We start from the raw sequence: 24,618 nt of genomic DNA, 5'->3' as shown, positions 1-24,618 counted from the left end.
TCTCGATCGCGGAAATGCGCTCGCGGCGCGAATTGGATCAATTGATCTTCACCACCCCACCCGTGATCTCGTTCGTCCCTGCCGCCGACGAGTTGATCGCCGGGGCCGCGATGCTCACCTTCGCGCCGCCCGAGATGTTCACGTTCGTGCCGCTCATCGTCGCGTCCGCCGTGAACTGCGCGCCTGCGCCATCTGTCGACGCAACGGTTGCCACTTTGCCGGTGCTCGAGACATTCGCGTCACACAGCGTTTGACCGCCGCCGCTCGCTTGAAGCAGCGCGTTCGCGTCGAGAAAGACCTGGCTGTTGCCCGAAGAATGCATCTTCGCGTTCGTGTCGAGGAACATTTCGCTGTTGCCCGAGGAATGTACCTTCGCGTTCGCGTCGAGGAAGACCTCCGTGCCCGAGCTCGACTTCATCAGCGCATTCGCGTCGAGCACAATATGGGCATTGTCGCCCGCCTTGATCGTGATCTTGCCAGGCTCCAGCGTGATCGAGCTGCCCTGGCATTCGAGCGTGATCTTGTTCGGCGCGCTCATGAACGAGGTGTCGGACGCAGTCATCTTGTAATGACCGGTGATGTCGGTGTGGCTGCCATTGAAGCCGCCCTGCTTCGGCTGGCCGAGCACGGTGTTGAATTGGCTGCCCGTGACCGTATTCTTCTGGTCGCCGCCCACCGTCGTCGTGTGGTTCGAGCCGATCGTGACAGACTGGTTCACGCCGATCGTGACGGATTCGTTATTCCCCACCTGTCGTGACCGATCATTGCCGACTGTGAGCGTATCGTCGTGACCGATGCTCTTCGTCCGATCGTTGCCGATATTGACGCTCTCGTCATTCTTGACGAGCTTGTTCAAATCCTTCTCGGCCTGCATGCGCAGGAGCTCTTTGCCCGCAGCGTCCTCGAACATCAGCTCGTTGTAGCCACCGCCTCCGCCCGTCGAATTGCTCTTCCATCCGCTCTGCGTCTTGTTCTCCGGCAGCTTGTACGGCGTCTTCTGCAGGCCCGTATAGACACGGCCGACGATGACGGGGCGATCCGGGTCGCCGCCCAAGAAATCGACCAGGACCTCTTGCCCGATGCGCGGCAAGCTCGACCCGCCATATCCCGCGCCGCCCCAGGGCTGGCTCACGTGGATCCAGCAGGAGCTTTTCTCGTCCATCTTGCTCTCGCGATCCCAATGAAAATGGACCCGAACGCGGCCGAATTCGTCCGTGTGGATTTCCTCGCCCGAAGGACCCACGACCGTCGCGCTCTCCACGCCATTGACCGTCGGCCGCGGCGTCTCTTGATCCGGCCGGAAAGGGACATCCGTCCCCCGCGCCGCGCAGCGGTGCGTCCACTCGCCTTGATCCGTGCCCCTCAAGGACGATTCGATCACGAGCAGCGGTTTCCCATCGCCAATCGCCGCGTGCGGATGCCCCTCGAAGCTCATCACCACGCCGGGCGCGAGGTCGTGCGCATTCGTCTCGAACGTGCAAACCCGCGCGCTACCCCGGTGTGCGTCCAGGCACTTTTGCGCCAGGACCGCGGCTTCTTTTTCATCCGTCCGCGCCTTGCCTTTATCGTCCGCGACCGGTGTCGATTCGCCTTGATCCGTGCCAAAAAGGAACGCGCCCGGCACGTAGTGGTATCGTTCGAGCTTCTCCTCGATGTCGCTGCCGCCCGAAGCGCTCGCCAAGAGCTTGTAGCTCGGCGGCCTTCGATAATCGTGATCCCGCAGCGTGACCTTGCCGGGTTTCACTTGCTGCGACATGCGCACCGCCGTCACGAACTTGATCCCGACATCTCGCACGCTCGACGTATCATCCGCGAACGTGAGCGCTCCCTCGCGCGCGGGATTCGTGTGCGCCGCGTCCGAAAGCACGAGTTTCGTGCCCTCGTCGGTCTGCTCGAAATAATACGCGATGCCAGCGTCCTCGAGCATCCGGCTGATGAACGTGAAATCACTCTCCGCGTATTGCACGCGGTACTTGCGCTTCTTGTAGGCCCCCGCGTCGTATTGCTTCTTCGGCGCGATGTTCCACTCGGCGAGGATCTGGAGTACGATCTCCGGCTCGGAGACCTGCTGGAACATGCGGTAGTTCCTACGCTGCGTGAGCAGCCACAAGGTCGGCACGACCGAGATTTGATACGTCGACATGCCGTCCGGCGCGACGCGCACGAGCTCGATGTGGTTGCAGAGGCCCGTCCACTCGCGCGTAAACGCGCCCGTGGCGAGCGCGAAGCGCGCGGGTTGCCCCACGACCTCGTCGAAGTCGATGCTCGGGTTCTTCGAGAGCGCGGTGATCGTGATCTGGAAGAGCGACGAAATTCGCTCACGCACCTCGAATTGCCGCACGTCGAGGTGATCCTTGGAGGCGAGCTCGATCTCGCAGTTGTTGGTGCCGACGAGCTTTCCCGCGACGGCCGCCGCGCCGCCGACAAATGCGCTGACGGCCTGCTTGGCGATGTTCGAGGTGATCGCTTTCTCCTCGAAGAACGGCAGGTCCTCCGCGATGCTCGACGTCGCGCCCCGGATGAGTTCTCTCCCTTTGCCGGAGACCTTCGCCGTGGCAGCGCCGACCGCGCCCTCGAGCGCCGCTTCCCCTGCTTCTTGCACTGCCTCATCCTTCGACGTCTTGACGAACGACATCTCCACCGCCCTCCGACGACCGAGCTTCGACGGTGCGCATGCTAACCTATCAAGCGTGATCAAGGGAAGCCTTGTCGAAGCACCCACCGTTTTTTAGGATAGCTGGCGGTTTGTGGGCTGGATGTAGGAGGCTGCTCGGGCATAGCACGACCGAATGCAGTGCGCGTCCGCGACTCCTAGCGATATGGTTCGTCCCGGCCGCACTCTTGGGATGCCGCTTGCGGCGGCGCCGCGGTCGGTCGCACGCTGCGTGGCGCGCCACGTCGAGGATCGATCGCCCGTTGAACCCCCTCCAGAGGGCATGATAGCCGACGCTGAGCGAACGCGCCGACGTGGGCAACGAGGATGGGTGCGACCAACGCCTTGCGCGCGACGCCGTTCCAGCTAGCTCGACCGATGCGATCCGTGGTCATGTTCGCCGAGGCGGTGCCGCATGAAGTCTCCTGATGAGCGAGGGCGCGGCGCCCACCCGGCGCCGGGAGCGAGCGTCACCGCGGACTTCGCTCGTCACGAGCGGACAGGACGCTCGTCGCAGGTTGCTTCGTCATCCCCCACGTCCCGCGAGCGAGGCGCGCCCCCCGAGGCCTCCCTTCCGTTCGACGGCTTCCTCAAGCACTACGAGATCATCCGCAAGCTTGGCGAAGGCGGCATGGGGATCGTGCTGCTCGCGCGGGACATCAAGCTCGGGCGCCTCGTCGCCATCAAGCTCCTCCAGGACAGCGGACATGCGACGACGCGCCTGCTCGCCGAGGCCCGAGCGACGGCGCGTTGCAAGCACGAGAACATCGTGGTGATCCACGATGTCGATGAGACCGACGGGCATCCGTACATGGTCCTCGAGTACCTCGAGGGCCGCACGCTGCGGGAGGTCCTGTCCTCGGGCGCCCGAGGATCGAGCCGCGTGCTCCCGAGGGGCCTCGCGCTCGACATCGTGATGTCGGTCCTCCGCGCGCTCGTCGCCGCGCACGAGCGCGACGTCGTGCATCGCGACCTCAAGCCCGAGAACATCATGATCCTCGACGCAGGGGGGGTCAAAGTGCTGGATTTCGGGCTGGCGAGGCCAGGCGATGGCCTGTACACGAGTGACGGCGGCACGCTCGCGTACATGGCGCCCGAGCAATGGCTCGGCGAAAAGGTCGACGCGCGGGCCGATATATGGGCAGTCGGCGTGATCCTGTACGAGCTGCTCGCAGGCGCGCATCCGCTCGAGCCGATCACGATGGAGCGGCTCGAGAGCGTCGCCGACCTTTCCGCGCTCATGCCCAAGCTCCGCGATGTCCTGCCCGAGCTTTCGGCGCTCTCGGACGTCGTGGAACGCTGCCTGCGCAAGCGAAAGGAGGAACGATTCGCGTCGGCGGACGAACTGCTCGCCGCGCTCACGTCTTTGCGCGAAGGGGGAAAACCCCTTGCGCTCGCCTCGGGTGAGCTGCCGTTCGCGGGGCTTTCGACGTTTCAGGAGGCGGACGCGGGCCGCTTCTTCGGCCGCGAGCGGGACATCGCGGCCCTCGTGGGGCGGCTCCGGCGTCAGCGGCTCGTCACGGTGGTGGGCCCCTCCGGCGCTGGAAAATCGTCATTCCTGCGCGCCGGCGTGATCCCGGCCTTGAAGCACTCCGGCGAGAATTGGGACGTGCTTGTCCTGCGCCCGGGCCGCGCTCCCATGTCGGCCCTCGGCGAGGCGCTCGCAGAGGTGCTAACCGAAGGCAAAACGGATGATCCCGTGGCGATGGGCGATCTCCGCGCCGAGCCGGGCTTGCTCGGCGCCCGCCTTCGCGCCCATTGTCGCGCGCAAGGCCCCGAGAGCCGCGCGCTCGTTTTCGTCGATCAATTCGAGGAGCTCTATACCCTGGTCTCCGATCCCGGCGAGCGCTCTGCGTTCCTTCAATGCCTTCTCGGCGTGGCAGACGACGCCTCGTCCCCGCTGCGGGTCATCGTGGCCCTTCGCTCGGATTTCCTCGACCGCGTCGCGGAGGATTCCCATTTCCTGGCCGAGGCAATCCAGGGCCTCCTCCTCCTGCCGCCGATGGGGCGCGAAGCCCTGCGGGAGGCCTTGGTGCGCCCGGTGGAGGCGTCCGGGCATCGCTTCGAGGACGAGGCGATGATCACCGACATCCTGGACGAGCTGTCGCGCGCCAAGACCCCACTGCCGCTCCTGCAATTCTCGGCCGCGGAGGTATGGGAGGCGCGGGATCGGGACGCGAAGACCTTGACGCGGGCGAGCTACGAGCGGCTCGGCGGGGTCGTCGGTTCGCTTTCGACACACGCGGACGCCGTGTTCGCGGCGCTCTCGCTGCCGAGCCAGCGCCTCTGCCAGGCCATCTTCCTACGCCTGGTCACGCCCGAGCGGACGCGCGCGATCGTGAGCATGCCCGAGCTCGCCTCCCTCGCCGAAGATCCCGCCGCCGTGGAGGCGCTCGTCCAGCACCTCTGCGGCGCGAGGCTCTTGCTCCTCGAAGTCGGCGGCCTTCCGGGCACGGTGACGGTGGAGCTCGTCCACGAGTCGCTCATCGAGCGCTGGCCGAGGCTCGCGCGGTGGCTCGACGAGAGCACGGCGGACGCCCAGTTCATGGCCCGGCTGCGCGCCGCCGCCTCGCAATGGCAGGCGGGCGGAGAGGCGTCCGGCTTGTTGTGGCGGGACCGCGCCGCCGAGGAGGCGCGGGCGTGGTACGAACGAAGGCGCGGGAACCCTGAGGCGGAGCGCGGCATGCCGCTCGGCCGCGCGGAAGAGCGGTACCTCCTCGCCGTGATCGACCTCCAGGAGCAGGCGCGGCGGAGGCGACAGCGCTCGATTGCCGGGGCGTTCGTGGTGCTCGGCACCGTGTCGGTCCTCGTGTTTGTCCTGGCCATGCGTGCCCAGGCCCAGGCCCGGCGCGCGGACGCCGAGGCTGCGCGTGTCACGGAGCAGAATGGCGAGCTCGCGCTCCAGGCGCTACGTGGCCGCAATGCCACGCGGATGCTCGCCACGCGTAGGCGGATGGACGATCCCACGCTGGTCCTCGCGCTCGCACGGGAGGTCGAGCCCGAGGACATCCCCAAGGAGTGGGCCGAGATCGTGAGCGGCGCGCTCTCCTCCGGCGTCGCGCGGAACGAGATCGCGGGCCTCCATGGGGGCCTGCCGGTCTACGCGGCGGCCATCAGCCCGGATGGCGCGCGGATCGTCACGGCGTCCCAGGACCAGACGGCGAGCATCCTGGCCGTGGGCGATTTCCAGAGGCTCGCCACGCTGCGGGGCCACGACGCGCACGTCTGGTTCGCCGCGTGGAGCCCGGATGGCGCGCGCATCGTCACGGCGTCCGGGGACAAGACGGCCCGGATCTGGAGCGCGGACGGCTCCGGGGAGCCGCTCGTGCTGCGCGGCCACGAGGACGAGGTCAATTCGGCGCTGATGAGCCCGGATGGGCAGCGCGTCGTCACGGCGTCCATGGACGGGACCGCGAGGGTGTTCCGCGCGGCGGACGGGAGGCAGATCGCCGTGCTCGAGCACCAGGCGAACGTCACGAGCGCCCGGTTCAGCCCGGATGGGAAGAGCATCGTGACGACCTCGGTGGATGGGCTCGCGCGTGTGTGGAGCGCGGACGACAAGGGCGCGCCGCTGGTCCTTCGCGGGCATACGGACGAGGTTGTCGCGGCAACCTGGAGCCCGGATGGCGCGCGCATCGCCACCACGAGCAAGGACGCCACGGTGCGTGTATGGGACGCCTTCGAGGGCGCCGAGCGCCTCACACTGCGCGGCCACGAGGACAAGGTCATGAGCGTCGCGTGGAGCCGCGACGGCAAGCGCATTGCCTCGGCCTCGAAGGACAAGACCGCGCGCATCTGGAATGCCGACGGCGCGGGCCAACCGATCGTCTTGCGTGGCCACAAGCACTGGGTCTACACGGCGGATTTCAGCCCGGATGGCCGCTCCCTCCTCACGGCGTCGCTCGACAGGACGCTTCGGTTCTGGAATCTCGACGAGGTCGTCGCGCCGCGGCTGCTCGAGGGCCACACGGAGGTCATCAACGCGATCACGTGGAGCCCCGATGGCGCGCGGCTCGTTACGGCTTCGGGAGACGGGACCGCGCGGGTGTGGCGTGCGGATGGGGAGGGGAGCCCGGTCGTCTTGCGCGGCCATACCAGGGACATCGTCAGTGCGAGGTGGAGTCCCGATGGCGCGCGGCTCGTCACGGCTTCGCGGGACGGGACCGCGCGGGTATGGCGCCTCGACGACCCCTCTTCGCCCGTCGTCCTCGACGGCCATCGGGCAGGGGTCTGGAGCGTCGATTGGAGCGACTCGGGTGACCGGATCCTCACCGCCTCCATGGATGGAGGCCTTCGCGTGTGGGCGAGCGACGGCTACGTGCTCCAGGCGGAGACAAAGGCTCCGATCGAATCCGAGTGCGTGGTGCAAGCGTGGTTCGAGCCCGCGGGCACGCGGGTGCTCGTGTCGTACGAGACCGGGGACATCTATCTCTGGAACGCGGGCGAGGCGGGCGAGGCGGGCGAGCTCGTCGGGCTCGCCGGGCACACCGGGAGGTTCGTACCCAGCTTTACGGGCGCGCGATGGAGCCCGGACGGCTCGCGCATTCTCTCCACGTTCGCGGACTGCGCTGCGCGAGTCTGGGACGTGCGCGGCGCTGCGGCCCCCGTCACGCTGCAGGGGCACGAATCGAAGTTCACCTTCGCTGCGTGGTCGCCCGACGGCGCGCGGATCCTCACGACGTCCCTCGACGGGACCGCGCGCGTATGGAGCGCCGACGGCTCCGGGCAGCCAGGGGTCCTCCACGGTCACAGGGAACGGGTCGTATCGGCGTGGATGAGCCCCGACGGCACACGCGTCGCCACCGCGTCCGCGGACACGACGGTACGCATTTTTCGTGCGGATGGGTCCGGGCAGCCTTTCGTGCTCGGCGGCTCTCCATTCGTCGTCGGGTCTGCCGAATGGAGCGCCGACGGCAAGTACATCGCGCAATGCTCCGACGAGAAGGTCGCCCGGGTATGGCGCGACGTGGAGCCCTTCACCGGCCCTGAGGACGCCCGGCTCTGGAGGGCGACCTCGTATTGTATTCCCGTGCCCATCCGTAGAGAACTGCTCCAGATCACCGAGGCCGAGGCCCAGAGGGACCAGCAAGCGTGCGAGCGCCGCGTCGCGGAGGCCCGGGCCGCCGAGAGAAACCCAGGCCCCACGCCGCCTCGTGATAGGGTGGTGCGGCCATGACGAGGAAGTTGATCTCGCTCGGTACCACCCAGGACCCCGTGCGCGAGCAGCGGAGGGCGCAGCCCCTCGCGCGTCCCTTCCTGTTCGTCGTGCTCCATTGTGGCCAGCCGGCGCTCGGCGGAGCGCGGTATGGCCTCGCGGAGCTCGACGTCGTCGACATCGGGCGCGGCGCCTCGCGCGTCGCCTCGCGCATCTGCGAGGGCGGCGTGCGGCGGCTCGATCTGCGCCTGCCCGACGCGACCATCTCGAAGACCCAGGGGCGCCTCGTCAGGAGCGGCGACACGTGGGTGTTCGAGGACGCAGGCTCGAGGAACGGCTCCTATGTCAATGACAGGCGCGTCACGAAGATCGCGCTTTCGGACGGTGATTTCATCGAGCTCGGCAACGTCATCCTGCGTTATCGCGCGGGCTTGCCTTCTTCGCCCACCTCCGCCGCGGATCTCGAACTCGATACCCCGGAGGCCAGGGGGCTCCAAACGCTCGTCCCGCCGCTCGCGGACGAGCTCGACGCCCTCGCTCGTATCGCGCGCGCGCCGATCCCGGTGCTCCTCCTCGGCGAGTCGGGCACGGGCAAGGAGGTGCTCGCGAGCAACATCCACACGCGCTCGGGGCGCGCCGGGCCGCTCGTCGCCGTCAATTGCGGGGCGCTCACGGCGTCGCTGCTCGAGAGCCAGCTCTTCGGACATGTCAAGGGCGCGTTCACGGGGGCCATCCGGGACGAGCCGGGCTATGTGCGCCGGGCGGACGGCGGCACGCTCTTCCTCGACGAGGTGGGCGATCTCCCGCTGCCCGCGCAGGCCGCGCTCCTGCGCGTGCTCGAGGAGAACGAAGTCGTACCCGTCGGTGGTTCGAACCCCATCAAGGTGGATCTGCGCGTCGTCGCGGCGACGCACAAGCCGCTCGACAAGATGGCCATCCGGGGCGAGCTTCGGGTCGACTTGCTCGCGCGGCTCTCCGGGCATCGGCACACGCTCACGCGGCTGCGGGATCGGATCGAGGACATGGGGATCTTGGTCCGTGATCTCTTGGGGCGCTCCAAGGTGCCGGGCGCGAGCGAGCTTGGTTTCACCCTACAGGCGGGCAAGTGGCTCTTGTCGCAGCCGTGGTCGCTCAACATCCGGGAGCTCTCGCAGGTCCTCGGGGTCGCGGCTGCGCTCGCGGACGGGCCGCTCATCGAGCGCGCGCACTTGATCGAGCGGAGCCTCGGAACCGTCGCGCCACCCGAAGAGGAGAGCGTCGTGGCGCCGGAGCCCGAGGACGAGAGGGACACGGCGCCGGACGCGTTGCGCGGGCGTATCGTGGCGCTGCTCGAGAAGCACAGGGGCAACGTGAGCGGGGTTGCGCGCGACATGGGCAAGTCGCGGGTCCAGATCCACCGCTGGATACAGAGATTCTCGATCAGCGTCGACACGTATCGCGGGTGATCATGACCGGCTCACGGCATCGGGCACGTGTCGGTCATCGACGGTTCACATAGCGCGTCCTTCTTCACCTCGAGGAGCTGCATCATGCCTTCATCCTCGTGCTCCAGGATGTGGCAGTGCAGCACGTACTTGCCCTCGAAATGCAGGAAGCGCGACAGGAACGTCAGGGTGCCGTCGACGCCCATCATGTCGCCCGTGGGGATGAGAAACGTATCGCGCCAGATGGACTGTGCCGGCTTCTTCCCGTTGATGGACGTCACAAGGAACGAGTTGACGTGGATGTGGAAGGGATGGACCGACGCCACTGCCGCCTTGTTGTTGATCGTCCATTCCTCCACGGCGCCCAGAGCCATGCATTGGTCGATACGGGTTTCGCAGAACGTCCTGCCGTCGATGGTGAAATGTGTTCCTTGCGCATCGATGGACACGGCGAAGTCGAGCTGGCGGCTCTTGTCGATCTGGTTGCCGGGCTTCGCCATGTCGTCGAAGGACGGGTAAAGCGCCGGAGGCGTGAGTGCTTGCGGGATCTGAAGGCTCGTGTCTGGCGTCCCCGAGACGATCACGGTGGCGAGGACCTGCGGCTCCCAGCAGACGAAGTCCAGGTAGCCGAGCGCCACCATCTGGTAGGTGCCCGGTTCGAATTGGACGAGCATGTCCGCGCGGCCTCCCGGCGGGATGACATACTCGACCTCCGAAACGGCGTTGGTCATCGGCATCTTCAGGGGCGCCGCGTAGGTGATCCCGTCCGTCGCGACCTGGTAGTACGTGACCGACTTCGCCCGCAACGCGTCCCGGTTGAGCACGGGCGGCCCCCCGTTGCTCGCGCAAGAATAGTCGAAAGGATTATAGTCGGGCTTCGGCAACGACGTTGCGGCGTCCACCTGATCGTCCGGTACGCGGAGGAAGGCGATGTCCAGCGGAGCACGGAAGCCCGTGTGAAGGACCCGGAAGCGCTGCACCTCACTCGGATGCATGCGAAGGATCGGGTTGATCTGGCCGTTGACGTGGAAGAAATCCACAACGTTATCAGGCAAGGGGCCGGAATGGCCCATTTCACCGTACGTCGCGAGGCGGATTTTCCCATTGCATGGATCCTTGGTCTGGAGCATGAGCTCACCGACGACCAGGAGCTGCTCCTTGCCCTGGCCCGGCGCGGGCTCGGGTGAAAACATCTTGTCGAGATCGTCTTGCCATTCATCGCGGATGATGAGGGCCCCCACCATGCCGCCTGCCACCTGGATGGCCGTCGCGCCGTGGAAGTGTGGGTGATACCAGTAGGTCCCGGCCGGATGATCGGCCATCGTCCCATCCGGCATGACGACGTCTTTGGGGATGTCGATGACGAAGTCGTAGCTTTGGCCAGGACCAATCGCCAAGAAGACGTCATCTCCGGGCGGCCCGGGGTCGACGTGCAGACCGTGCGTGTGGAAGTTGGTCGTGTTGTTTTGCATGCCCGGGCCGTGCCCGCCATGGCCGCCGCTGGTGGTCATGCCGCAATCGACGGGGTCCACGGCGCTGCCGTCGTCCGGGAGGCCGTTGATGAGCTTGAGCTTGAGCCGATCACCCGGGCGAAGCTCGACGCTCGGGCCTGGGATCGTGCCCGAATACGTTCCCTCGAAGTTCGCCTCTCCTGCGTTGACCTTGAGGCCGGTGTACGCGCGGGTCATGAACGTATACTGACCGACCGTCACCTCGACCTCGGTGATGGTCATCTCGATATCGAGAAGGCCGTCCTTGGCTCGGACCGTGGCAGGGTTGAAGAGCTCTCTGCTCGGAACCGGCTGCGGCGTCGGGGTCTTGTCGTCGTCGCTGCAACCGATCGTATCGGGCAGCAAGAGGCCAGCGCCGAGCGTGGCGCCCATCCTCAAAAAAAGGCGCCGATCGAATGTGAGCGTGACACGAGCCAAATTTTTATCCGATGAAGATTTGTTATGGGAAGTCACGAGTTCACCCTGTGGATTCGCCGTTGCGCTCCGGATGGTCGACGATGCTATGGGAGATGGCGAGCCGCGGGACACCTCGGGGATCCGTCGTGGCTGCTTCGAGCGTGCGCCTTGCAACGCTTGGGCCACCTTTCCGAACGAGAACACAAATTCGTCGGTGAGCGTGCGCTTACGGTAAGGAGGCGGCCACCGGCCGAGCGCTGCCGACGGATGCGTACAGGACCTGTAACAGGACCTGTAACAGGGCCCTGTTACAGGTCCTGTTACAGCGGTCGGGCCAGGGTAGGTCGCATTTCCAAAGAACGATGGGACGCCCCGGCTCGGTAGGCCCAGGCCACCCGAGGGTCGCACCCGGCCGAAGGCACCGACGCGCGTTTCGCCTCGCTGCGCTGTTCGCCGCTAGAAAGCCCCGGCGCGCTCGATCGCGTCCTGCAACCTGCGCGGGTTGGTGGTTCGAGGGCAACGGCCTGCTGTCATCCCATGCTGTCATACCACAGGATGCGGCCAGGTCGATCTCCGATGCACAAGCAAGACCTATCATGGGCTGGCACCGCGCTTGCTACGTCGCGGGCGTAACGTCTACCCAAAGAGAACCTGGATAGCAAAAGGCGCCCCCCGAGCGTGCGCCAAGACAAACGTTCGTCGTCAGCGGCAGTGTCACCGCCCTGTTGGGCGACGCTTGCCGGCGATCGATTCACATCAGCGCATCCCGAGGCGACCTTTCGACGCCGGGGGTCGCAAGAGGACCCACGATGAGTGTCTTCGACGACGCAGATACCACCTTCGAGGTGGTCGTGAACCACGAGGAGCAATACTCGATCTGGCCCGCCGGCCGGGAGATCCCTGCGGGCTGGCGCCTGGCGGGGAAGAGCGGGAAGCGCGCGGAGTGCCTCCAGTATATCGAGGAGGTTTGGACCGACATGCGGCCGCTCAGCCTGCGCAAGCAGATGGACGCGGCTGCGGCTGCGGCCAAGTCGCAGGCCTGAGTCGCCGACCCCATGGAGCCGATCCCGGGCGCGTGGTTCTGGAGGCCCAGGCCCGTGGCATTGCCGCGGGCGCGGCTCTTTTGCTTCCCCTATGCGGGGGCGAACGCGATGGTCTTCAGGACCTGGTCCGCTCACCTGTCGCCCGACGTGGAACTCGTCGCCGCGCAGCTTCCAGGCCGAGGGCCGCGAATCCGCGAGGCGCCCATCACGAGGCTAAAGCCCCTGGTGGAGGCGCTCGGGCAGACGCTCGCCCCTAGCCGCATCCCTTTCGTGATGTTCGGGCACAGCATGGGCGGGCTCGTCGCGTTTTCGCTTTGCCACTGGCTGCGCGCGCGCGGCTTTCCGGCGCCGATGCACCTTTTCATTTCCGGCCGCCGCGCGGCGCAGATCCCGGACTCCTACCCACCCACCGGCGAGCTGACCGACGCGTACATCCTCTCCTGCATCCGACGTTATGGCGGAACGCCCGCGAGCGTTCTGGCCGAGCCGGGGCTCATGGAGCTGCTCGTGCCTATTTTCCGGGCGGACTTCGAGCTCCTTCGGTCCTACCGCCACGTGCCGGCAGAGCCTCTCGATGTTCCGCTGACCGCAATCGGAGGCACGAAGGACGACACGGTGCCGTCGGCGCAGCTCGAAGGGTGGCGCGAGCACACGAAAGGACCATTTGCGCTCAGCATCCTCGAGGGCGACCATTTCTTTCTGCATTCCGCCGAGGCGGCTGTGCTGCGCGTGGTCGGGCAGGCCTTCGAGGGAGCCTCGCGCGGTGAAGTGTAAATTGGATATTGGTGCATAGAGAGCGCGACTATGGCAGGCGAGGCTACGAAGGCTGATCGAACCAAGACGTTCACCAAGGACGATTCGCGCGCCGGCCGGGCGGAGGCGATCATACGGCGGAACGTCTTATGGGCGCTCGTGGCGGGCGTCCTTCCCGTGCCGGTCGCCGACTTCGTCGCAATCAAGGGTGTTCAGCTCAAGATGCTGAGGGAGCTCGCCGACCTTTACGAGGTGAAGTTCACCCATGAGGTCGTGACAATGCTCGTTGGTTCCCTCATCTCCAGCACCTGGAGCGTGGGCGTGGGAGCCACGCTCGGATACGGACTCGTCAAGCTCGTCCCCGTGGTCGGCACGGCTCTCGGGCTCATCTCGACGCCGCTCGTCGCGGGCGCGGCCACGTATGCGCTTGGCAAGGTATTTACGATGCATTTCGAGACCGGTGGTACGTTCCTCGATTTCGATCCGAACGCCATGAGGTCGCATTTTAGGTCGGAGTTCGAGAAAGCCAAGGAGACGGTCGCCACGATGCAGCAGGAGCCGTAGGCCTGCCGGTCGATCCTCGGGCTCGGATGGATATCAAGAGACGCAATCACGACATACGATGAGCATGCACGACGAGAGCGGATGCATTCGGAGTCAGGACGCAGGCCGCCGCGGCGACCTTGGGGCGCGTTGGAACGAGGAGCACGCCGAGCCGGCGTGCCCGATGGGGCGCTTGCCCCTGCTCACCTCCGACGAGCTGCGCCTGCTGGCGGCGTGGAACAACACGGCGGTGACGTATCCGGAGTGCAAGTGCATTCACGAGCTCTTCGAGGAGCAGGTCGCGCGGACGCCTGATGCCGTGGCATTGGTGTTCGGCGAGCACGAGCTCACCTATCGGGAGCTCGACCAGCGCTCGAATCAGCTCGCCCACCACCTGCGCGGGCTGTGCGTGGGCCCGGAGGTGCGGGTCGGGCTGTGCGTCGAGCGTTCGCTGGAGATGGTGGTGGGGCTGCTCGGCATTCTGAAGGCGGGTGGCGCGTACGTGCCGCTCGACCCTGGTTATCCGCGGGAACGGCTGGCCTACATGCTGACGGACGCGCGTCCGGCGGTGCTGCTGACCCAGGAGCGCCTGGAGGGGAGGCTGCCCGCGCATGAGGTTGTCACGGTCTACCTCGATGCAGGCGCGGCCCGCTGGCAGGAGCAGCCGGTCACGCCGCCCGACGTGGAGGTAGGGCCGGGCAATGCGATGTACGTGATTTACACCTCAGGCTCGACGGGTCGGCCGAAAGGTGTGCTGAACACGCATCGCGGGCTCGACAATCGCCTGCGCTGGATGCAGCGCGCCTACGGTCTGAAGGCGAGCGACGCGGTCTTGCAGAAGACGCCGCTGTCGTTCGACGTGTCAGGCTGGGAATTGTGGTGGCCGCTTTTGGAGGGCGCGCGCATGGTGATTGCGGCGCCCGAGGGGCACAAGGATCCGCGTTATCTTGCTGCGCTCATGGAGGAGCGCGGCGTCACGGTGACGCATTTCGTGCCGTCGATGTTCGGCGTGTTCCTGGCGGCGACGGAGCCCCGGGAGCGCGCGTCGCTGCGGCTGGTATTCGCGAGCGGCGAGGCGCTGCCGGCGCACCTGCGTGGGTCCTGGTATGGGGGCAGCAAGGGCGAGCTCCACAATCTGTATGGCCCTACGGAGGCGGCCATTGATGTGACGAGCCACGCCTGCCGGGCGGACGAGGAGGGGCCGGTGCCGATCGGGCGTCCGATCGACAACACGCGCACGTACGTGCTCGACGACGATTTGCGCCCGGTGCCCGTGGGCGTAGCGGGGGAGCTGTACCTGTCGGGCGTGCAGCTCGCTCGCGGCTACCTGAATCGGTCCGAGCTGACGGCGGAGCGATTCGTTCCAGACCCGTTTTCGCCCGAGGCGGGCGTGCGGATGTATCGCACGGGCGACCTGGCGTGCTGGAGGGAGGACGGGGAGCTTGAATTCCTGGGCCGCATCGACCACCAGGTGAAGGTCCGCGGGTTCCGGATCGAGCTCGGCGAGATCGAGGCGGCGCTCGCGACGCACGGGTCGGTGCGCGGCAGCGTGGTGGTGGCGCGGGAGGACGCGTCGGGCGACAAGCGGCTGGTGGGGTACGTGGTTGCAGCGGAGGAGGGGTGGGCGCCGGGCGCATTGCGTGAGCACCTGAGCGCGACATTGCCGGAGTATATGGTGCCGTCAGCGTTCGTGCGGCTGACGGAGCTGCCGCTGAATCCGAGCGGCAAGGTGGACCGCAAGGCGCTGCCGTCGCCCGAGGCGACGCGCGGCGAGGCGGAGACGTCGTACGTGGCGCCGCGGACCGAGACGGAGCGCGCGCTCGTAGCCATTTGGGAAGAGTTGCTCGACGTGCGACCCATCGGGGTCAAAGACAATTTCTTCCGGCTCGGCGGCCATTCGCTCCTGGCCTTTCGCCTCGTGTCCGCCATCGAGGCGCGGATCGGGGGCGCGCTGAGTGTAGCGACGGTGTTTCGCCATCCGACGATCGAGGCGCTTTCGGCAATTTGTGACACGAGGGCAGAGCGACCGGCGTTTGCGCCGCAAATCCGCCTCTCGCCACGCGCGGAGGGCGAGGCTCCTCATGAGGGCCTGTCGGGCACGGAGCGCCGCATCTGGTTTTTGGAGAAGCTGTCGCCGGAGGCGAGGTCGTACCAGATCCCGCACGTATTCGAGGTGGTGTCCGCGCTCTCAGTTCCGGCGCTCCACGAAAGCGTACGCGCGTTGGCATTGCGCCACGAAATCCTTCGCACGACGTATCCGGAGGTGGACGGCACGCCGAGGCGGCGCGTGTCGGACGACGTGGCCATTCCGATTCGCGTGGAAGACGTCTCGTCCCTGCCCGAAGCAGAGCGCGATGCCGCATTCCGGGTGCTGCTCGCCGCGGAGGTCGAGACCCGCTTCGACCTGGAGCGTGGCCCGCTGACCCGGGTCCTGGCCGTGAAGACGGCCGCGGACAGGCATGTCGTCGTCGTGCACCAGCACCACGTTATCACGGATGAATGGTCGTGGGGGCTCTTGCTCGCGGAGCTCTCGTCCCTGTACGAGGCGTCGCGCCGCGGCGGGACGGCCGCGCTGCCTCCCCTTGTCTACCATTCTTCGGATTATGCGCGCGCAGAGCAGTCGGCGCTCGCCAGCGACGGGCTCGCGGCGTCGCGGGCCTATTGGAAAGATTCTCTCTCCGGCGTACCGCGGCTCGACCTGTCGATGGTTTCTCCTCCCTCGGACGCAGGCTCGGGGCCGGAAGGGTGCGTCTCGCTTCATTTGTCGCCGGAGACGAGCCGCCGAATGCAGGCGCTCTCGCACGAAAGCAACGCGACCCCCTTCATGGCCTGGTATGCGGCCCTGGCGGCTGTGTTTTCTCGGTACAGCCGGCAGACGGACTTCGGCCTCGGTGCGGTCCTCGCGAATCGCCAGGTCGCTGGGACCGAGGCGATGCTCGGGTTTTTCACGAATACGGTTGTGCTGCGGACCGACCTCTCGGGAGACCCGACGTTTGCCGAGCTGCTCTCGCGTGCGCGGCGGACTTCGCTGGACGCGTACGAACACCAGGCGCTGCCATTCGACGTCGTGGTCCAGGACCAGGGGCTCTCGCGGCAGGCCGGCGAGAACCCGCTGTTCGACGTGACCTTCTTCGAGGTGACGCCGCCGAGCACCGGAGATGCGGCCGGCTGGTCACCGCTGCTCGGCGCGGTGCCGGAGGGCGTGACGACGGCGAAGAACGCGCTCGCCGTGACCGTCCGCCACGGCGCCGAGGGGACCGTCGTGGAGGTCCTGTACGACACGAGGCGTGTCTCGCGCACGGCAGCGGAGCGGTTGTGCGGGCATCTGCGGACGGTGGTGACGGATGCCGCGACGCACCCAGACAAACGTTTGTCGGACTTGGACCTCTTGACTGAAGAGGAGACGGAGAAACTCGCCGCGTGGAACGACACGCCCAAAGTGGACCCCGCCGCGCGGTGCATTCACGAGCTCATGGCGGAGCAGGCGGCGAAGGCGCCGGGGGCCGTGGCCCTCGAGCAGGACGGCCGGCAGCTCAGCTATGGTGAATTCGAGGCGCAGGCGAACCGGCTGGCGCACCACCTTCGCTCTCTCGGCGTTGGGCCCGAGGTGCGCGTGGCGCTGTGCGTGGAGCGGTCGTTCGACATGGTGGTGGGCCTGGTCGGGATCCTGAAGGCAGGCGGCGCATTCGTGCCGCTGGATCCGGCATATCCGGCGGACAGGCTCTCGCTCCTGCTATCCGAAGCGCAGGCACCGGTGCTGCTGACGCACGAAAGCCTTGAGGACCGGTTCACGGCGTCCGGTGTGACGATGGTGCGGCTCGACGCGGACGCGACGCAATGGGCGTCGCAGCCGGATGCTCCCCCCGAGAGCGGCGTCAAGCCCGAGCATGCGAATTACGTGGTGTTCACCTCAGGCTCCACGGGCAAACCCAAGCCGGTGATCAACGAACACCGGGGGCTGGCCGCGCGTGTGGCATTCCAGCGCGAGCACTTCGTGATCCATCCGAGCGATCGCGTGTTGCAGAGCGCAGCGGTGGCGTTCGACGGAGCGATCATCGACTGGATGATATCGCTGTGCAACGGCGCCGCGTGTGTGTTGCCGAGCAATGCCTCCGGCGCGGTCGAGGGCATTGCAGAGTGCCTGGAGAACCGTGGGATCACGGTGTCGTTCATCCCGCCCGCGATGCTGCGGGTGCTGAACTGTCGCGCACCCCATCTGCGCCATATCACGCTGGCGGGCGACACGACCTCGCCCGCGCTCGCGGCGCAGTGGGCGAAGGGCCGGAACGTGCTGAACTCCTACGGCCCTACCGAGTTCAGCATCTTCGGTGCGCAAGCTTATTTTGATCCAGAGCGGCCGGAGAGTTTTTCGATCGGCCGACCGGTTCACGGCGTGCAGATCCACGTGCTCGATGGCGCCAAGCGGCCCGTGCCCATAGGAATGGCAGGGGAGATCCACCTCGCGGGGGTGGGCCTGGCGCGTGGCTATCTGAATCGTCCTGGCATGACGGCGGAGCGGTTTGTCCCGGATCCTTTCTCGAAGGAGCTTGGCGCCCGGATGTACTGCACCGGGGATCTCGCGCGCTGGAACGAAGACGGCGAGCTTGAGTTTTTGGGTCGCGCCGATCACCAGGTGAAGATCCGAGGGTTCCGAGTCGAGACAGGCGAAATCGAGGCGGCGCTCTGCTCGCACGCCGCGGTGGGGTCGTGCGTCGTCGTGGCGCGTGAGGATGCGCCGGGGGACAAGCGAATCGTCGCCTATGTGGTGGGGAAGGACGGCGCGCCGGCGGCGGGCGCGTTGCGCGAGCACCTGCAATGCAGGCTCCCCGATTACATGATCCCGTCGGCCTTCGTCTCCCTCGATGCGCTGCCGCTCTCGCCGAACGGCAAGGTGGACCGCAGGCGGCTGCCTGCGCCGGACGACACGCGACAGGCCGCGGAGGCAGCCTACGCCGCGCCACGCACGGAAGCGGAACAAGCGCTCACGGAGATCTGGTCGGAGGTGCTGCGCGCCACGCCCGTGGGAATCCACGACAACTTCTTCGCGCTCGGAGGCGATTCGATCCTCGCGATCCAGGTGGTGGGGCGAGCCAAGCGAGCCGGTTTGCACTTGACCGTGCGTGACATGTTCATGCACCAGACGGTCGCGGAGCTTTCGCCGGCGGCGCGCAGCTCGAGCGAAGCTTTGGTGGAGCAGGGCGCGGTGACCGGCAGGGCTTCGCTGACGCCGAGCCAGCATTGGTTCCTGAACAAGGACCCCGAAGAGATACATCATTTCAATCAGGCGATGATGTGGACGCCGTCGTTCACGCTATCGCCCGAGATCGTGGCGGAGGCATTGCAGGTCGTGTTGAGGCAACACGACGCGCTGCGATTGCGGTATCACCGCGCGGAGTCCGGGTGGGTGCAGAGCCACGCGGAGGAGGTGGCGCTGCCGCTCGAGCGGGTGGACCTCTCGGCGGTGCCGTCCTCGGCACGCAAGGCCGCTGTGCAGAACGTGGCGGATACCCTGCAAGGAGGTTTGTCACTCTTCACGGGCCCGGTCGCCCGCGCGGCGTGGTTGGATTTGGGCGAGGAAGGGACGCGGCTCCTGCTCGTCGTGCACCATCTCGTCGTGGATGGCGTGTCGTGGCGCATTCTGCACGATGACCTCGAGCGCGCCTGCGAGGTCCGGCTGGCCGGACAAACACCGCAGCTCGCCGCCAAGACGACCTCGTTCCGGCAATGGTCGGAGCGGCTGCACGGATTCGTGGCCGGCGGCGGCCTGTCGGAGGAGCTAGGCTACTGGCAGGCGCAATGCGAGCGCGCCGTGGCACCGCTCCCGCTCGACCGCAAGGCGGCGCCGGGCACGGTGGGCGAGAGCCGTACGGTGGACGTGGAGCTGTCAGCGGAGGAGACCCGAGCGCTTCTGCACGCCGTGAGCGCGGCCTACCGCACCGAGATCAATGACGTCTTGCTTTCGGCGCTCGCATTCGCGCTGAGCGCGTTTTGCAAGACGAATACCATCTGCGTCGACCTGGAGGGGCACGGGCGCGAAGCGGTGGTCGAGGACGTGGACGTGTCCCGCACCGTCGGATGGTTCACGGCCATGTTCCCCGTTTGGCTGACGGTGCCGGGGAACGACGATCCTGCGGCGCTGCTGAAGGGGATCAAGGAGCAACTCCGGTCGGTACCGAGCCGAGGCGTGGGGTACGGCTGGCTGCGGTATGGGCACCCGGACGCGGCGGTGCGAGCCTCGCTGTCAGTCGATTCGCCCGTGGTGTTCAATTACCTCGGACAGCTCGACATGGCGGCGCAGGGCCGAGGGTTGCTCGGGCCGGCGGGCGCGTCGACGGGGAGGTCTACGAGCCCGCGGATGAGGCTGTGGCATACGCTTGCGGTGAACGGCGGCGTTTGGCAGGGGCGCCTGCGGTTCGAATGGACGTACAGCCCCGTGGTGCACGACGCGTCCACGGTGGAGCGGCTCGCGGCACGGTTCGTCGCTTCGCTACGGCGGCTCATCGCCCATTGCACTTCGGGCGAGGCATTTGGATACACGCCCTCGGACTTCCCGCTCGCGCGGCTCGGGCAAGAGGCCCTGGACCGCCTCTTCGGGACCACGCGCGGCGTGGAGAGTATCTACCCGCTCTCGCCGCTTCAGGCAGGCCTTTTGTTCCACGCTCTGCGTGAGCCGGAATCGCCGACTTACACGGTCCAGCTTGCGCTCGAGCTGGGCGGCGAGGTGGACGCCGCGGCCCTCGAGAGCGCGTGGAAGACCGTGTTCGCACGGTATGCGGTCTACCGGACGTCGTTCGTGTGGCAGGGGGTCCCGGAGCCGCTGCAGGTGGTGCGGCTCCGCATCTCCTTCGCAATGCCGACGTACGACTGGTCCGTGCTGGACGCGGCTGAGGCAGAGGCGCGCTGGGAAGCCCTGCAGCGCGAGGAGCGCGCCGCGGGCTTCGATTTCACGTGCGCTCCGCTGGCGCGGGTTGCGCTCGTGCGGATGCCCGGAGGTCGGACGTGGATGCTGAAGACCACGCATCACATCCTGTCCGACGGCTGGTCGATGCCGGTCGTGCTCGGAGAACTGCAGGCCGCTTATGCCGCGCTCCGAGGCGGGAACAAGCTCGTATTGCCGGAACCAGCGCCGTATGAGCGCTACATCGCCTGGCTCGCCACGAGGGACGAACAGGCGTCGTCGGCGTTTTTCGCCGCCTACCTGGACGGCGTCGAGGAGCCGACGCGGCTGCCATTTCCGCCTCCCGCGGCGATGGCTGCCGGGGCGACGCGGGAGCACGCGCATCGCAATGCCTCGCTGACGGACGCCGAGACCGAGGAGGTCACGGCGTTCGCACGGCGGCACGGCCTGACCGTGAATACGGTGGTGCAAGGGGCGCTCGCGCAGATCCTCGGCCGTTACGCGGGACGACCGGATGTTGTCCTTGGCATGACGACCTCCGGTCGCAGCGCGCCAATCGCCGGCATCGAGCGGATGGTCGGCTTGTTCATCAACACGCTGCCGCTCCGGGCCCGCTGGTCGGGAGCGGAGGGCGTGGTCGAATGGCTCAAGCGGCTGCAAGCCGAGCAGGTCGAGCTGCGCGCCCACGAGGCGACGCCGCTTTACGAGGTGCAGCGATCGTGCGCGGTGGGCGGCGGCCGCGCGCTGTTCGACACGCTCCTCCTCTTCGAGAACTACCCGGTGGACGAAGCTGCGCAGCAGGCCGAGGTCCTGCCGATCGTGGGCTTCCGGAGCTTCGAGCAGACGAGCTATCCGCTCGCCATTGCGGTGGTGGCGAGCAAAACGCTCAACCTGCACTGGATGTGGGATCCCGCAGCGCTCCGCGAGGAAGACGTCGAGCGAATCGGGGGGCACCTGCGCACCCTGCTCCTCGACATGGTGGCGCACCCGGGCAAACCTCTGTCCGAGCTCGATCTCCTCACCGAGCCGGAGTACGGGCAGCTCGCAGCCTGGAATGCCACGGCGGCGGCCCCCCCCGAACAGTGCATTCACGAGCTCTTCGAGGAGCAGGTCGCGCGGACGCCTGATGCCGTGGCATTGGTGTTCGGCGAGCACGAGCTCACCTATCGGGAGCTCGACCAGCGCTCGAATCAGCTCGCCCACCACCTGCGCGGGCTGTGCGTGGGCCCGGAGGTGCGGGTCGGGCTGTGCGTCGAGCGTTCGCTGGAGATGGTGGTGGGGCTGCTCGGCATTCTGAAGGCGGGTGGCGCGTACGTGCCGCTCGACCCTGGCTATCCGCGGGAACGTCTGGCCTACATGCTGATGGACGCGCGTCCGGCGGTGCTGCTGACCCAGGAGCGCCTGGAGGGGAGGCTGCCCGCGCATGAGGTTGTCACGGTCTACCTCGATGCAGGCGCGGCCCGCTGGCAGGAGCAGCCGGTCACGCCGCCCGACGTGGAGGTAGGGCCGGACAATGCGATGTACGTGATTTACACCTCAGGCTCGACGGGTCGGCCGAAAGGTGTGCTGAACACGCATCGCGGGCTCGACAATCGCCTGCGCTGGATGCAGCGCGCCTACGGTCTGAAGGCGAGCGACGCGGTCTTGCAGAAGACGCCGCTGTCGTTCGACGTGTCGGGCTGGGAATTGTGGTGGCCGCTTTTGGAGGGCGCGCGCATGGTGATTGCGGCGCCCGAGGGGCACAAGGATCCGCGTTATCTCGCTGCGCTCATCGAGAAGCGCGGCGTCACGGTGTCGCATTTCGTACCGTCGATGTTCGGCGTGTTCCTGGCGGCGACGGAGCCCCGGGAGCGCGCGTCGCTGCGGCTGGTGTTCGCGAGCGGCGAGGCGCTGCCGGCGCACTTGCGTGGGTCCTGGTATGGGGGCAGCAAGGGCGAGCTCCACAATCTGTATGGCCCTACGGAGGCGGCCATTGATGTGACGAGCCACGCCTGCCGGGCGGACGAGGAGGGGCCGGTGCCGATCGGGCGTCCGATCGACAACACGCGCACGTACGTGCTCGACGACGATTTGCGCCCGGTGCCCGTGGGCGTAGCGGGGGAGCTGTACCTGTCGGGCGTGCAGCTCGCTCGCGGCTACCTGAATCGGTCCGAGCTGACGGCGGAGCGATTCGTTCCAGACCCGTTTTCGCCCGAGGCGGGCGTGCGGATGTATCGCACGGGCGACCTGGCGTGCTGGAGGGAGGACGGGGAGCTTGAATTCCTGGGCCGCATCGACCACCAGGTGAAGGTCCGCGGGTTCCGGATCGAGCTCGGCGAGATCGAGGCGGCGCTCGCGACGCACGGGTCGGTGCGCGGCAGCGTGGTGGTGGCGCGGGAGGACGCGTCGGGCGACAAGCGGCTGGTGGGGTACGTGGTTGCAGCGGAGGAGGGGTGGGCGCCGGGCGCATTGCGTGAGCACCTGAGCGCGACATTGCCGGAGTATATGGTGCCGTCAGCGTTCGTGCGGCTGACGGAGCTGCCGCTGAATCCGAGCGGCAAGGTGGACCGCAAGGCGCTGCCGTCGCCCGAGGCGACGCGCGGCGAGGCGGAGACGTCGTACGTGGCGCCGCGGACCGAGACGGAGCGCGCGCTCGTGGCCATTTGGGAAGAGTTGCTCGACGTGCGGCCCATCGGCGCGCACGACGACTTCTTCCTGCTCGGCGGCCATTCACTCCTGGCGATACGCATGATGTCCGCGGTGAAGGCGAGGCTCGGGCGCGAGCTGAGCGTCGTGACGCTATTTCAGCAATCGACGGTGGCGGCCCTGGCGGCGTCGTTGGACGGGATGGCGAAGCGATTGGCGCCCGTGGCCGCCTTCTCTCCCGCCCCGCGCGGCGCAGCCGATCCCGCGTACGCCGACCTCTCGGGGGCCGAGCGGCGGACGTGGTTCGCCGACAAACTCTCACCCGAGGCGCTGTCGTACCAGGTCCCGCAGATGTTCGTCCTTCGAGGCGCGCTCTCGGAGCCGGCGCTGCGAAAGAGCGTGGTGCTGCTGGCGGAGCGGCAGGAGATCCTGCGCACGACGTATCCCGAGGTGGACGGCGTGCCGAGGCGGGTGGTGGTGGAGAGCGTATCGATTCCGGTGCGCGTGGAGGACGTCTCGGCGTTGCCCGAAGCGGGGCAGGAAGGCGCCTTGCGCGCGCTCCTGGATGCTGAGATCAGGGTTCGTTTCGATCTCGGAGCCGGACCGCTGACGCGGGTGCTCGTGGTGAGGATCGCGGCTGAGCACCATGTCGTGCTGGTCCTGCAGCACCACATCATCACGGATGAATGGTCCAGCGGCGTGCTGCTCTCCGAGCTCTCGCGGCTGTACGAGGCGTGCTGCCGCGGCGAGCCTGCGAGTCTGCCGGGGCTTTCGTACCAGTTCGCCGACTATGCACGGTCGGAGCAGGATGCGCTGACGGGAGGCGGGTTCGGGGCGTTGCGTGCATATTGGAAAGACAAACTCGCGGGCGTGCCGCGGCTCCAGTTGCCCATTCTTCGCCCCGCCGCGGGGGACGGCCCAGGCCCCGAAGCGAGCGTGATGCTTCGCATTCCTGCATATGCGAGCAGCGCGCTGCATGCGCTGGCGCGTGAGCACAGCTGTACGCCGTTCATGGCGTGGTATGCGGTCCTGACGGCGGTCCTGTCGCGTTACAGCGGCCAGAAGGACTTCGGGCTGGGGGCGGTGATCGCGAATCGTGAGGTGCCGGGCGCGGAAAGCCTCCTGGGCTTCTTCACGAACACGGTCGTGCTGCGGACCGACCTCTCGGGAGACCCGACGTTTGCCGAACTGCTCTTGCGTGCGCGGCGGACTTCGCTGGACGCGTACGAGCACCAGGCGCTGCCGTTCGACATCGTGGTGCAGGATCAGGGGCTCTCGCGGCAGGCCGGAGAGAACCCGCTGTATGACGTGGCCTTCTTCGAGGTGACGTCGCCGAGCACCGGAGCTACGGCCGGCTGGTCACCCGTCCTTGGGGCGGTGCACGAGGGCATGGCGACGGCGAAGGACGCGCTCGCCGTGTCCGTGCAGCACTCGGCCGAGGGGACCGTCGTGGAGGTCCTGTACGACACGAGGCGTGTCTCGCGCACGGCAGCGGAGCGGTTGTGCGGGCATCTGCGGACGGTGGTGACGGATGCCGCGACGCACCCAGACAAACGTTTGTCGGACTTGGACCTCTTGACCGAAGAGGAGACGGAAAACTCGCCGCGTGGAACGACA

The 24,618-nt window shown here is 67.2% G+C and carries 7 protein-coding genes and 1 pseudogene; 6 read left to right on the top strand and 2 right to left on the bottom strand.

The window, feature by feature from the left end; genetic code table 11:
- Nucleotides 1-37: 37 nt before the first annotated feature.
- A complete protein-coding gene (locus tag POL67_RS41615) occupies nt 38-2,635 on the bottom strand; it encodes a type VI secretion system Vgr family protein (RefSeq protein WP_271926619.1) in 2,598 nt (865 codons plus the stop codon).
- A gap of 433 nt (nt 2,636-3,068) precedes the next feature.
- Between POL67_RS41615 and POL67_RS41610 the strand changes: the two genes are divergently transcribed.
- Both POL67_RS41610 and POL67_RS41605 read left to right on the top strand, forming a co-directional pair.
- Nucleotides 3,069-7,829, top strand: a complete 4,761-nt coding sequence (locus tag POL67_RS41610) for an nSTAND1 domain-containing NTPase (RefSeq protein WP_271926617.1) — start codon at nt 3,069-3,071, stop codon at nt 7,827-7,829.
- Nucleotides 7,826-9,253, top strand: coding sequence for an FHA and sigma-54 interaction domain-containing protein (locus POL67_RS41605; protein WP_271926615.1), 1,428 nt, complete (start codon nt 7,826-7,828; stop codon nt 9,251-9,253). Before POL67_RS41610 ends, POL67_RS41605 begins: the two co-directional genes overlap by 4 nt.
- Before the next feature lie 11 nt (nt 9,254-9,264).
- Here POL67_RS41605 and POL67_RS41600 read toward each other — a convergent pair whose 3' ends face one another.
- A complete protein-coding gene (locus POL67_RS41600) occupies nt 9,265-11,115 on the bottom strand; it encodes a multicopper oxidase family protein (protein WP_271926613.1) in 1,851 nt (616 codons plus the stop codon).
- A gap of 833 nt (nt 11,116-11,948) precedes the next feature.
- Here POL67_RS41600 and POL67_RS41595 point away from each other — a divergent pair.
- The 4 genes and pseudogenes from POL67_RS41595 to POL67_RS41580 form a co-directional block, all read left to right on the top strand.
- Nucleotides 11,949-12,182, top strand: coding sequence for an MbtH family protein (locus POL67_RS41595; RefSeq protein ID WP_271926611.1), 234 nt, complete (start codon nt 11,949-11,951; stop codon nt 12,180-12,182).
- Between the two features lie 12 nt (nt 12,183-12,194).
- A complete protein-coding gene (locus tag POL67_RS41590; RefSeq protein WP_271926609.1) occupies nt 12,195-12,956 on the top strand; it encodes a thioesterase II family protein in 762 nt (253 codons plus the stop codon).
- Nucleotides 12,957-12,986: 30 nt separating this feature from the next.
- Nucleotides 12,987-13,499 carry a YcjF family protein gene (locus POL67_RS41585; RefSeq protein WP_271926607.1) on the top strand — a complete coding sequence of 171 codons (513 nt, stop codon included), beginning with the start codon at nt 12,987-12,989 and terminating at the stop codon, nt 13,497-13,499.
- 58 nt (nt 13,500-13,557) lie between these two features.
- Nucleotides 13,558-24,585: pseudogene (locus tag POL67_RS41580) on the top strand (amino acid adenylation domain-containing protein); the annotation flags it as partial.
- Nucleotides 24,586-24,618: the final 33 nt, after the last annotated feature.

The sequence above is a fragment of the Polyangium mundeleinium genome, assembly GCF_028369105.1.
GTDB classification, from domain to species: Bacteria; Myxococcota_A; Polyangia; order Polyangiales; family Polyangiaceae; genus Polyangium; species Polyangium mundeleinium.
Note: the sequence above shows the minus strand (reverse complement) of the source record. Positions and strands in the feature narration are given on the sequence as shown.